Origin of the sequence: Ruania zhangjianzhongii, from assembly GCF_008000995.1 — a bacterium.
Classification (GTDB): Bacteria; Actinomycetota; Actinomycetes; order Actinomycetales; family Beutenbergiaceae; genus Ruania; species Ruania zhangjianzhongii.
The window spans coordinates 4,028,674-4,040,840 of record NZ_CP042828.1; the positions used below are offsets into that span (position 1 = coordinate 4,028,674).

8 protein-coding genes are annotated in these 12,167 nt (G+C 67.4%); 3 read left to right on the forward strand and 5 right to left on the reverse strand.

Features of this window, described 5'->3' with window-relative positions; all coding sequences use genetic code 11:
• Positions 1-95: 95 nt before the first annotated feature.
• The 5 genes from FU260_RS18660 to FU260_RS18680 all read right to left on the reverse strand — a co-directional run bounded on the left by FU260_RS18660 (position 96) and on the right by FU260_RS18680 (position 8,728).
• Positions 96-5,009, reverse strand: a complete 4,914-nt coding sequence (locus tag FU260_RS18660; RefSeq protein WP_147918410.1) for a 3-keto-alpha-glucoside-1,2-lyase-like domain-containing protein — start codon at positions 5,007-5,009, stop codon at positions 96-98.
• Positions 5,010-5,563: 554 nt separating this feature from the next.
• A complete protein-coding gene (locus tag FU260_RS18665; RefSeq protein ID WP_147918411.1) occupies positions 5,564-5,905 on the reverse strand; it encodes a hypothetical protein in 342 nt (113 codons plus the stop codon).
• A 19-nt stretch (positions 5,906-5,924) separates the two neighbouring features.
• Positions 5,925-6,596: an SDR family oxidoreductase gene (locus tag FU260_RS18670; RefSeq protein WP_147918412.1), complete on the reverse strand. Its 672-nt coding sequence runs from the start codon at positions 6,594-6,596 to the stop codon at positions 5,925-5,927.
• A 156-nt stretch (positions 6,597-6,752) separates the two neighbouring features.
• Positions 6,753-7,403 carry a LuxR C-terminal-related transcriptional regulator gene (locus FU260_RS18675; protein ID WP_147918413.1) on the reverse strand — a complete coding sequence of 217 codons (651 nt, stop codon included), beginning with the start codon at positions 7,401-7,403 and terminating at the stop codon, positions 6,753-6,755.
• Positions 7,400-8,728 carry an ATP-binding protein gene (locus tag FU260_RS18680; protein ID WP_147918414.1) on the reverse strand — a complete coding sequence of 443 codons (1,329 nt, stop codon included), beginning with the start codon at positions 8,726-8,728 and terminating at the stop codon, positions 7,400-7,402. Before FU260_RS18680 ends, FU260_RS18675 begins: the two co-directional genes overlap by 4 nt.
• A gap of 185 nt (positions 8,729-8,913) precedes the next feature.
• On the opposite strand from FU260_RS18680, the gene FU260_RS23895 reads away from it, so the two are divergent.
• The 3 genes from FU260_RS23895 (at position 8,914) to FU260_RS18695 (ending at position 12,126) form a co-directional block, all read left to right on the forward strand.
• A complete protein-coding gene (locus tag FU260_RS23895; RefSeq protein ID WP_210418121.1) occupies positions 8,914-10,794 on the forward strand; it encodes a PspC domain-containing protein in 1,881 nt (626 codons plus the stop codon).
• Positions 10,791-11,213: a hypothetical protein gene (locus tag FU260_RS18690; protein WP_147918415.1), complete on the forward strand. Its 423-nt coding sequence runs from the start codon at positions 10,791-10,793 to the stop codon at positions 11,211-11,213. The genes FU260_RS23895 and FU260_RS18690 overlap by 4 nt, the downstream gene beginning before the upstream one ends.
• A 109-nt stretch (positions 11,214-11,322) precedes the next feature.
• Positions 11,323-12,126 (forward strand): alpha/beta fold hydrolase, encoded by an 804-nt coding sequence (locus FU260_RS18695; protein ID WP_168211854.1) that lies wholly within the window; start codon positions 11,323-11,325, stop codon positions 12,124-12,126.
• Positions 12,127-12,167 lie beyond the last annotated feature (41 nt).

Below are 12,167 nucleotides of genomic sequence, written 5' to 3' on the forward strand. Positions count from 1 at the left end.
GGGAGCAGGGCCGCGGATCAAGGCCGTGGAATCAGTGGGAAACGCGAGTGGCCGGGCACCTGGTGGGTGCCCGGCCGTTCGCGCTGGTGGGTGGTTCAGGCGTGCTGTCGGCGTGCCCGGGTTGCGATACCGGTACCGACCAGGAGTAGGAGTGCGGCCAGGGCGGCCAGCACACCGACGTCGGCTCCGGTGGTGGGCAGGTCGCCACCGGTGGACCCCTCGGTAGGTGCCTCACTCGAACCAGTTGGCTGCTCGCCTGGGCCGGTGGAGTCCTCGCCTGGGTCGGTGGGGTCCTGGCCCGGGTCGGTCGGGTCCGCACCCGGGTCGGTGGGCGCCTCCTGGCCGGCGGTGCTGAACTCGAAGGTCCACTCCGTGGTTGCACCCTCCGGTAGCACGTAACCCTCAGCTGCCCGGGCAATGATCGTCACCGAACCCTGCGCCGCATAGGTCCCTGGTTCCAACACCTCATCCGGGGTAGGCACCAACGCCGTAGCCAGGGACCGCCCGAGCACCGACCGCGACCCCGCCACACCAGGACTCCCCCCGGCGCTCTCACCGAGCAGGACATACTCCACACCCTCGACCTCAGGGATCGTGAACGCATCATCCTCGGTACCGGGTTCGTCGGTGAAGACCACCTCTTCCGGGGTCACCTCCACCAGTTCCCCCGGCCCACCGGTGGCATCGAAGGTGTGCGACCACTCCACCGTCGCACCCTCCGCGAGCTCATAACCCTCCACGGCCTGCGCGGTCACCGTCACCGTGCCTTCACCGGGGTGGGTCCCAGCCTCGATCACGTCACCACCGGCCAGGTACTGCACACCCTCGACCTCAGGAACCACGAACGAATCGGAGTCCGTACCGGGCTCGTCGGTGAACGTCACCTCCTCCGGAGTGACCTGCACCGGTTCCTCGGGTTCGGGCTGCCCAGCTTCGATGCCGGTCAGGTACTCAAACCCCGACGTCGCGAAGGACTCCCCATCGCCAGCCATGTCGTACTCCAACGCGTAATACGCGATCGGAGCCTCCTGCGCGGCAGCGAGGATCTCCTGCAACGCCATCTCGCCCTCACCCAGATTCGTGAACGTCGGACCATCCGCACCACCCAGGTCGGTGGCGTCCTTGATGTGCAGCAACTCGACCCGATCCCCATAGGTACCGATCAGCTCGACCACATCCACACCCGCATGCGCAGCCCAGGCCACATCCAGCTCGAACGTCACATACTCCGGGTTCGTCTCAGCCACCAGGATCTCCCACGCCGACAACTGCTCACCCTCATGCTCATACATGGTCGTGAACTCACCATCATGGTTATGACCGAAGAACTTCCCCACCCCGGCCTCCACCGAAAGCTGACCCAGCCGGTTCATCGTCTCCGCAGTCGCCAACGTGTCCTCATACGAGCCGATACCCGGAGCAGCGAAACCACCCGAACCCACATACTCCTGACCCAACGTGTCCACGAACTCCAACGTCTCACCGAAAGAGTCCTCATCGACGTTGTAATGCGAGGACGGAACACTCAACCCATACCCCGCAGCCAGCTCACGAAACTCCTGCGCCGTGTAGCCCTCGAAATTGCCACCAAAAGGCTCAATATTGACAAACCCGATCTCACCCAGGCGCTCCAACACCGCCTCCAGACCAACCTCATCCACCCACGGAATCAGAGAGAACATCTGCAACGAGACATCCTCCACCGGAACAGCCAACCGCTCCGGATCAATGTTCGTGAACACGAACGACCACTCCGCCGTCGCACCCTCAGCGAGCTCATAACCCTCACCTGCTTGGGCAGTGATGGTGACCGTGCCCTCGCCCGGGTGGGTACCAGCCCCGATCACGTCCTCACCGGCCAGGTACTGCACACCCTCGACCTCAGGAACCATGAACGAATCATCCTCGGTGCCGGGTTCGTCGGTGAACGTCACCTCCTCCGGAGTGACCTCGACCGGCTCCGCCGGTTCCTCGTCCAGTGCCTTGATCTGCACGTCGCGGTAGTAGAGGGTTTCCCCGCCACCGTGGTTCTGCAGGCCGATGAATCCCTGGCTCAGGTCCCGCGCGGGGTCGGTGCTGGTGAAGTCATTGATCAGCACCCCATTGAGGTAGATCAGGACGTTGTCTCCCTCGACGCGGATGTCGTAGGAGTTCCATTCACCCACCGGGTGGAGCGCGGCATCCCGGGCCTCTTCGTCGGCGCCCTGGAAGGTGTAGATGGCACCGGTCGTCCGGTCCGGTTCGTCCGAAGCGTCGATCTGCACCTCGTATCCCTGGTCGACGGCAACCCACGGATCGTCACCGGGATCGGGGAAGCCGATGAACACCCCACCGTTGTCGTCCTTCACCATCTTCCAATCCAGGGTGAGGCTGTAGTCGCCCACGTGTTCGTCGGCGTGCCACAACAGACCCATGCCGCCGCTGGTCCGCAACGTGCAGTTCTCGTCGCGTCCGAACGAGCCGTCACCGGCCAGGCTCCAGTCCTCGAAGCTGGCGAGAGTTCCGTCGAACAACGAGGAATAGCCGGCTTCTGGCTCGACCGGTGTGCAGATGTCCGGTTGGTTGATGGAGAGGACGTCGAGGTTGACGTTGCCATCATCTCCTTCGTCGTACCGCAGCGACACGTCGTTGGTTCCGGCGTCGAGCTCCAGATCACGGCTGACGGTGTCCCAGCTCTGCCAGGATCCTGTGCTCGGCAGCTCCCATGGACCGACTCGTTCGCCATTGACGTACAAGGACACGGTCTTGGGCCCGTCGAACGGATTCGGACCGTTGGCGTACCGCAGGAACGTGGGATAGGTGCCCGCTTCTTCCACCGTGACATCGAAGCTGACCCCGGCACCGACCTCTTGGATGGCATCGGCGAAGCCGGCACCCGAGTAGCCGCTGTGCTCGGTGTCGATGTCGGCGCCACCGCTCAGCGTCGCCTGCTCGGCCTCGTAGAAGCCACGGTCGGCCGGGCCGACATATCCGGGCAGCTGGTTCAGCGTGTACCACGCCTCGGTGCTCCAGAGCTGCTCGCCTCCCTCGGACTCGAACGGCTGTGGATCGTGCGGGGAGCGAATGTGCACGACTCGGTCGGGCCGGAGGCCGTCGATCTTCAGCGTCACGGTGGTGCGATCCGCTGAGGCCTCAGCACTCACCACGGGGAGTACCTCTTCGCCGACCTTCGGGCCGCCGTAGGAGGAGGTGGGCACATAACGCCACTGCGAGACGTCGTAGGCGTCCGCGAGGTTGTCGACAGTCGCTTCGGACAGCGGCTCGGTGTAGGTGATCTCGAAGCCGTCCTCGACGAGGTTGACCGAATGCATGTCGAAGGTGTCCTCGTTCACCGGAACGAGCTTCTGCAGCCCGTAGTCCAGCTTGCCCGGCTCGCTCCAGTTGCCGGCTTCGCCGATTCCGCCGACGTAGACAGAGCCGTCCGGACCGACGATCGTCCGGTTGACACCGGCCTCGAGGCCCGCGCTGTGCCGGAAGACCGCACCTTGGTATTCACCCTCGACCTCTTCGAGCGCGATGCGCTGCAGCCCGCCGTAGGTGACGTCTCCGAAGAGCATCTGGCCGGCGAAGGGTCCCGTCTCCATCGTGATGGGAGCACTCGGCGAGTTTCCGATGGCGTTCTGCGGGATCCAGACGGCCGGCGGGGTCACCGGCTGATCGTCGAACGGACCGGCCGGCTGGTTGTAGTGGTTGAAGAAGCGGTCCTGCTCGATGTGCACGAGCTTCGAGCTCGGCAGCCAGTCGCCCTGATTGTCCATCACGAACAGGTCCTCGTTCGGACCCCAGGCAATGCCGTTCGGGGTACGCAGTCCGCCCGCGATGTAGCTCACTTCGCCCGTCTCGCGATCGACCTTGATGGTCGTCCCCCGGTTCTCGGCAGGCTGCGGTTCGGTCGAGGCACCACCCTGATCGATGGCCACCGACAGGCTCAGGTAGAAGTAGTCCTCGTCGTGGATCAGGCCGAACGCGAACTCGTGGAAGTTCTCTCCGAACGGCCAGGTGGCGATCTGCTCGCGTTGGTCGTACTGACCGTCACCATCAGGGTCTGTCAGCTCGGTCAGACCGTCCCGTTCGGAGACGAAGATGGAGTCGTCGATGATGTCGACGCCCATCGGGTTGAACAGTTCGGAGGCGACCAGTGTGGCGGTGACGTCCTCCGGGCCGGTGGCGTCCTGGACACCTTCGAGGAGGTACACCTCGCCGGAATGTGGATCGTCGGTCCAGCCCCCGGGGCTCACATTGCCCGAGGTGACGACGACCATGTCGCCCTCCGCGGTGAAGTCCAGTGCCGAGACCATCGGCTCGAAGCCCTCGGGACGGAGGTCGACCAGCTCGTAGTTGGGGTTTACGTCGAAGAGCGGGAGGCCGTCTCCGGCGGTGTCACTGTCACCCACGCAGTTCTTGATCCCCGGTGCGGTCACCCGCACCACTCCCGCCTCGGTGCTCAGCACGTCGTTGGGTACGGTGACGAACTCGCTGGTTCCCGGGACCTTCCACTCCAGGGTCAACCGCTGATCGTTCGTACCGTCGAAGTGCTCGATGCGCAGTGCGTGGAAACCGGCCTCCAGGGTCACCGTGCCGGTCACGGAGGTGGAGTCCTGGGGACCATCGTTCTCCAGGATCAGCTCGTCGTCGAGGTAGAACAGCGCACCGTCGTCATTGGTCATCCGGAACTCGTAGTCGCCTGCTTCGGCAACGTCCAAGTTGGCGAGGGCATGGGTGACGAAGTGGTCACCAAGGCCGAACTGCTCCTGGGAGTCCCAGTCGATGGTCTCCATCACCTTGTCGACGTTGGGTGTGGTCCCCGGCACCAGCTCGCAGACCGCCTCAGGAGCGCGGCCCAGCTGGAACGTTCGCAGGGTGACACCGGCCTCCTGCTCCGGGAGGGCATTCGGAGGCACCGGAGCAGCGCTCACCCCGGCAATAGTCAGCGGCATCAGCACTGCGGCGGACAACGCAGCAACGGCCCCTCGGGCCAGCCAGCGGCCGCCTCTGGAAGGTCTGGACACAGTCTCCTCCTTGAGTTCTCCCGGCAGACCGGGCGCGATCGGCGTGCACCGACTACCGATGTCGTGCTGCCCTCGTCGATCAGCCCGTGGGTGAGGGCGCGCGACAAAAGCCTTGGTTCGAGGTGTCGCTGGCAAGGTGCTGCCTTACACCGCACAGGGACCCTAGCAGAACTTTCGCTCTCGACAACACAAAAGTAGTGCATCAATGCACTGGGTTACGTCAGCGAATCCGCAATTCGCAGCGACGGCGGTGCGTGCCGCGCGGCGCCAGGAGTGGTAGCGACGCGAGGCATCGAGGCATCGAGGCATCGAGGCATCGAGGCATCGAGGCATCGAGGCATCGAGGCATCGAGGCATCGAGGCATCGAGGCATCGAGGCATCGAGGCATCGAGGCATCGAGGCAAGCGTGCACCGAATGAGGACGCACGGAATCGCGGTCGGCCGAACATACAACTGGACACAGCCGCCCCGCGACGGGGCAACCGGGGCTCAGGAGCCGCCGGAGAACCGCGCCAATACTGCCGGTTCGCGCGGCAGCCGGAGTCGGCTCAGCTCACCAGAGAACGGCGATGGCGACGTTGACCACGGTCAGGCCGGCGATGCCGCCGAGGAACCCCTTGGACACCTTCTCGCGGCGACCGCCCACGATCACCAGCGCGGTCACCACCAGGGCGATCACCAGTTTGATGCCCATCTTGATGTTGTCCGGTTCCGGTCCAGCCACCCCGGAGGACCCCAGGCCCATCATGATGATGCCCGCGATCAGCGCGGTGAGGATGCCGTGCAGCATGCCCTTGTTCATCTTGCTCTCACGCAGGCCGTACACCGCGCCGCCGAGAACGAGGGCCCAGCCGATCAGATGCAGGATGAGGACGATCCCGTAGACGATTTCCATGTTCCTGACACTACGTCAGTTACGGGGCGTCGGGCGACCTCCGAGCGACCACCTCGTCCAGGGCAGCTGTGATGCTGGTCTCACCGTTCACGAACGGGATCGTGGTGCTGGCAGTATCCGGGCGGGCGAGCGCCTCGGCAGCCACCTGAGCGACGTCGTCGCGGGTGATATCACCGCGATCCTCGGCAAGCGTGATGTGGCCCGTGCCAGGGTCGTCGGTGAGCTTGCTCGGCTGCAGGATGGTCCAGTGCAGCGAGGTGCCGCGCAGGTGCTCGTCGGCGGCAGCCTTGGCCTCGGCGTAGGGGAAGAAGGCGGAGTCCTCGGGGACGCCGTGGTCCGTGCGAGCGCCGAGGTAGGACACCATCACGAACCGCATCACCGCAGCGAGCTGCGCGGCGTCCATGGAGCGGATGGCGGCGTCGCGGTCCACCGCGTAGGTGCGGTCCGGGTTGCCACCGCCAGCACCGGCGGACCAGACCACGGCGTCGTGCCCGGCGATCACCTCGGCGATCTGGGTGGCGGAGAGGTTCTCCACGTCGGCGACCACAGGGCGGGCGCCGGTGGCCTCGACGTCGGCGGTGTGGTCCGGGTTGCGGATCACCGCGGTGACCTCGTCGCCGCGGCCGGAGAGCAGGGATGCGAGCCGGAGGGCGATCTTGCCGTGGCCTCCGATGATGGCGATGCGTGTCATGTCCCCACGCTAACCCGTTGGGGGTGGCGCGGCCAGGAGGCGTTGGCCACCCGTCTGAGCACCATCTGAACACTGGAGTACCGAACTTTCGGTCCTCACATGTTCATCCGGTACTCAGATGGGCGTCTGGCCGCAGTGGCCGCCGCCCGCGCCACCTCAGAGGAGTCGGCGCACCGCCGCCCATCGGGTGAGCTCGTGCCGGGAGGACAGCTGCAGCTTGCGCAGCACGGCCGAGACATGCGTCTCCACGGTCTTGATGGAGATGAACAGCTCACTGGCCACCTCCCGGTAGGTGTACCCGCGGGCGATCAGCCGCATCACCTCCTGCTCCCGGGCGGAGAGTCGGTCCAGCTCGTCGTCAGCAGTGGCCACATCCGCCGGCGCAGTGCCGAATGCATCCAGCACGAAGCCGGCCAGCCGCGGCGAGAACACCGCGTCCCCACCGGCCACCCGGCGAATCGCATCGGACAGGTCCGGCCCGATGATCGCCTTGGTGACGTAGCCGCGGGCGCCGGCGCGGATCACCGAGACCACATCCTCAGCGGCATCGGAGACGGACAGGGCGAGGAACCGCACGTCCCCGAGGAGGTCGGCGCAGGCGCGGAGCACTTCGGCGCCGCCGCCACCCTGCCCACCCGGCAGGTGGACGTCCAGCAGCACCACATCGGGGCGCTGCTGGTGGGTGATCGAGATCGCCGAGGGCACATCGGCAGCCTCGCCTACCACTTCCAGGTCCGCCTCGAGCTCGCTGCGCACCCCGGTGCGGATCATCCGGTGATCGTCCACCAGTACGACTCGTAGTGTCATGGTTCCTCCGCTGTCGGGCTGGTCGTCCCTGATGGACTCGTCTCCGCTGATGGGCTGGTCGTCCCTGATGGGCTGGTCGTGTGCGGCATGGCCAGGTGCACCTCGGTGCCGCGCTCGGAGTCCGTGCGGATCGTCGCCCGTCCGCCGTGCCGATCCATCCGCTCATAGATCGAACCACGGATGCCGTGCCGGTCCTCGCCGATCGCGTCCAGGTCGAAGCCGGGCCCGCGGTCGCGCACGAACACTTCGGTGACCCCGGCCCCCACCTCCACGTAGACCGAGACCGGCGGCGCGCCGTGCGTCACCGCATTGATCAGGGCTTCGCGGGTGGCAGCGATCAGGGCGGTGGTCCGCGCATCCGGCGTGGCATCGCCCGCGGTGACGACATCGATCGGCACCCCTCGGGAATCCTCCACCTCGGCGGCGGCGTCCCGCAGCGCCTGGGCGATCGAGTCGCCCTCCTCGGCGCGGTCGGTGTAGAGCCACTCGCGCAGCTCACGTTCCTGACCGCGGGCCATCTGCCGCACGAACTGCGGGTCGTCGGCGCGGGAGCGGATCAGAGATAGGGTCTGCAGCACCGAATCGTGCAGGTGAGCAGCGATATCGGCGCGCTCTGCCTCGCGCTCGCGAGCGGCGCGTTCGGACATCAGGTCCCGCCACAGCCGTAACCCCAGCGGTGCGAGCACGAACGCAGTACCGGCCAGGATCGCCAGCCCGGCCAGCACGCCGGTGACCACATCACCAAGCGGACGGTCCCGCGCCACGAAGATCACCACACCGAGGATCGCCAGCGCCACCCCGCCTCCTACCCGCAGCACCACCGAGCGGCGGCGCACCCGCTGGCCGGCCAGATGCTGCTTCTCCACAGCGTCGAGCTGGCTCCAGGCCAGGGCGGCGCCGGCGATCAGCACCAGCAGCGGGAGCACCCAGGCGATCCCGTCGTTGGCCCCGGTCTGCAGCAGGAGCAGCAAGGCGGCCACCACCAGCAGAGCGCCACCGACCACCAGATCGCCGGTGGGCCGAGAGGTGGTACCGGACCGTAACCGCGGCACCAGTCGGGTCAACCGGGTAGGCCGACTCTGGGCGGCGGCATCCTGCGGATCACCCACCGGAACCGTCACGACGAACCAGAGGTAGAGCAGCAGCCCGGCGCCGAGCATCAGGGTGAGCACGCCGAACACCACCCGCATCACGTTCGCCCGTACGCCCAGATGTGCGGCCAGACCCGCGCACACTCCGAGCAGCACGCGGCCGGACAGCGGCCGGCGCAGCGGGAGCGCTCCGACCGCCTGGCCGGTGCCCGCACGGGCTGAAGGAGTGGTCATCACGGTGCCCATCGTGGCACGTGCCGCCCGCAAGCAGCAGTGCCGGAGGCCACATTTTCGGCTCGGACACGCGGATTTCAGGGTTGTTCCGGATCTATCGGCGGCGAGTGGACCGGTGAGGATCAGGGACGGGTCAGGGTGTCCCCGGATACCGTTCTGCCCGCTGGCGGAGTTGACTTCTGGGTATGACTTCGACTCCTCCCCCACCGCGGCCGGCCGGCACCGGCGCGGCCAACGGGTTCTTCGACTCCCTGCGCCGGCTGAACATGCCGCGCGGCCAGGAGCGATGGATCGGTGGCGTCGCCAGCGGTATCGCCTCCCGGTTGGGCATCGATCCGTTGATCGTGCGCGGTGTGTTCCTGGTGATCACGATCTTCGGCGGCTTCGGACTGCTCGTCTACGGGATCGCCTGGGCTCTCCTGCCGGAAGCCGCCGACGGCCGGATCCACTTGCAGGAGGCCATCCGTGGCCGGTTCGATGCGGCCCTCGTGGGCGCCGCCGTCTTCGCGGTGATCGGCCTGTCCCGGGTCGGGTTCTGGTGGGACGGCTGGGTGGGCATCCCGTTCATGGTCGGGATGATCGCCTTGGTCGCGCTGGCGGTGGTCGTGGTCACCGCGATCCGCAACTCCTCCACTTCCACTCCGCCAGGCGGCACACCCCCGCCCGGAGGCGGTACGCCGCCTGGGGGCGGCACTCCCCCGCCGACGGCGCAGCCCAGCTCGGGCGGGCATGTCCCCTTTCCGACGGCGCAGTCCGGCTCGGGCGGGCATGTCCCGTTCCCGACGGCGCACCCTCAGCAGAGCGGGTCCGCCGGGTTCACTACAGGGCCGGGCACGCAGACCCCTCAGATCACCTCGGGCGAGCCGGGCGGTCAGGCCGGTGCCGGCCCTTGGTCCGAGGCGCACGCCGGCGGGCCCTGGTCCGACGAACCGTCCGGCTCGGTGACCTCGACCGGCACTGCCAAGGCCGCCGAGCCGGACGGCGACGAGCGAGCGGCCGACGAGGACACCACGGCGGCCGCGGCAGGTACGGGCACCACCACGGAGTCGGAATCCGAGACCGATCCTGCCGGGAAGACCGAGGTCTCAGCAGATCCCGCCACGGCCCACCTGGCCACGGATGCCACGCCTACTGTCGCCTACCCAGGCGCCGCCACGGACGCCATGCCTCCTGCCTCCCACCCGGATGCCCCCACGGACGCTGCCTACAGCTCGACCACGCACGCGGATCAGACCTCCACCTGGCCCGGGCACAAGGATGCCGGTGGCGGGACTGCCTGGGCCACCGGTGCGAGCTCTGCGCCACCGGCCACGCCGCCACCCCCACCGGCCGGCGAGCCTCCGCCGCAGCCCCCCAAGCCGCGGCGGGGTCGACCTGGCCCGGGCAGCGTGCTGGTGCGGGTCACCTTCGGTCTGGCGCTGCTGGTGATCGCTGCCCTGGTGCTGGCCGCGCACTACTTCGAGTGGCAGACCAGCCCCTGGTTGGTGGCCCTCGGCGGCGGCCTAGTGATATTCGGGCTCGGCGCCACCCTGGCCGGACTCCTCGGGCGCCGGTCCGGCTCCCTCGGTGTGATCGGCACGCTGCTGGCCATCGTGCTGGTGCCGTGGGCGGTCAGTGAGCCGTGGCTCACCCAGTACAACATCACCGACTCCAGTAACTACGGCGACCGCTACTGGTCCCCGCAGAGCGCGGACGAGGCCGCAGACGGCTACAACCTGGCCGCCGGAACAGTCCAAGTCGACCTGAGCGACCTGGCCGACGAGCAGATCAGCTCCCCGATCGACATCGAGCTCGGCGCCGGAGAGGTCGACCTGCGGATCCCCGACGGTATGCCCGTGATCGTCGAGTCCACCCTGACGGGCGAGATGACCGTCATCAACCTCACCGAGTGGTCCGCCGAGTTGAACGGCGAGCCGGTCAACCTCAGCGAACGCACCGACCTCGGCTGGAACATGGGCAACTCGACCGAGTTGCTGCTCACCTCACCCGAAGCAGAGGAGAGCGACCCGATCACGGTGACCGTCGACGTCGGCTTCGGCGCCATCGAGGTGCGTGAGCTGCGATGACTGAACCGACTCCACCGATCGAACCGAACCAGAATCCCCGTCCCGACGAGAACCCCACGGAGGAAGCGATGACTACCCCCACCACGTCCAGTCCACCCGAGGGTGACTTCTTCACCCAGATGGGCGGCCCGGCCACGTCCGAGCCCGTCGGCGCTGAGTCCACCGATGCCCGGACCGAAGGCGGCGCTTCCGGTGCGCCCACGATGACCTACTCCGGCCCGCAGGAACCCGCACCGCCCAAGGGTCCCCGGATGCGCAGCGTGGCCTGGGGTCTGGTGCTCGCCCTGCTCGGCGCCGTGGTGATCGCAGTCGGCTTCGGCGTCCGCCTGGACCTGGAGCTGGTGTTCATCGGCATCCTCGCAGTGGCCGGTCTGACCCTGCTGGTCGGCTCGCTGGTGTCCAGCAGCCGCAAACGCTGACCTCTCCGATGGTCCGGGCAGCCGGTCGGGTTCTCCCGGCCGGCTGCCGCGCTGTTGCATGGCCTGCCACAGTGAAATGACCGGGCACCGCTACACCGCAAGGATTCTGATGCCGACACTGAAGGTGAACGACACCACCATCGCCTATGAAACCAGCGGTGACGGGCCACCACTGGTCTTCGCTCATGGTCTCGGCCTGAGCCGGGAGATGTGGCGCGGGCAGATCGAGCACTTCAGCGCCACCAACCGGGTGATCGCTTTCGACGCGAGGGGCGCGGGTGAATCAGGCCAGCTGGCCCGGGGTGAGGATGTGCTTCCGCGCCAGGCCGCCGACCTCGAGTCCCTGCTGGACCAGCTGGACGTATCCCGGGCGGTGCTCTGCGGAGTCAGCTACGGCGGTGTGCTCGCCCAGGAGTTCGCCACTACCTCTGCGGACCGGCTCGCCGGCCTCGTGATCGTCGACTCGTTCCCGGACTCCCGGTTGGCGAATCCGATGCAGCGGATCGGGCTGCGGGTGAGCGCCGCGCTGGCCGGGCCGATGCTGTTGCTGCCGCCGGCCCTCATGCTTCCGGCCGTCCGGCAGGCGTACGCGCAGTGGCCGCTCGCCCGCGAGGTGGTGACCGACGGGTACGCGACGATGCGGCGGGTGGAGACTGCTCGGGTGCGGCGTGCGATCAACCGGGCCGACTACGTTCCGCGGTTGGCGCAGGTCTCCGTGCCGACGCGGGGCATCGTCGGTGACACCTCACCGGTGCTGGTGGAGCTGATGCACCGGTTGATCGATGCTGTGCCGAACGCTTCGCTCGATGTCGTGCCCGAGTCATTCGATCCCACCAACCTGTGTCAGCCGGAGCGGTTCAACGCACTGCTGGAGGGATTTCTCGCGGAACTGGGGTGGACGGCGCACAGCTGACATTCACTACCCGCGGCTGCGCACGCTCGCCCGAGACAGCT

What these genes read in the sequence shown, in the direction of transcription:
- FU260_RS18665 (WP_147918411.1), bottom strand. Translation starts at nt 5,905, where the DNA reads ATGGAAATCGTCTACGGGATCGTCCTCATCCTGCATCTGATCGGCTGG.
- FU260_RS18670 (WP_147918412.1), bottom strand. Translation starts at nt 6,596, where the DNA reads ATGACACGCATCGCCATCATCGGAGGCCACGGCAAGATCGCCCTCCGG.
- FU260_RS18675 (WP_147918413.1), bottom strand. Translation starts at nt 7,403, where the DNA reads ATGACACTACGAGTCGTACTGGTGGACGATCACCGGATGATCCGCACC.
- FU260_RS18680 (WP_147918414.1), bottom strand. Translation starts at nt 8,728, where the DNA reads ATGACCACTCCTTCAGCCCGTGCGGGCACCGGCCAGGCGGTCGGAGCG.
- FU260_RS23895 (WP_210418121.1), top strand. Translation starts at nt 8,914, where the DNA reads ATGACTTCGACTCCTCCCCCACCGCGGCCGGCCGGCACCGGCGCGGCC.
- FU260_RS18690 (WP_147918415.1), top strand. Translation starts at nt 10,791, where the DNA reads ATGACTGAACCGACTCCACCGATCGAACCGAACCAGAATCCCCGTCCC.
- FU260_RS18695 (WP_168211854.1), top strand. Translation starts at nt 11,323, where the DNA reads ATGCCGACACTGAAGGTGAACGACACCACCATCGCCTATGAAACCAGC.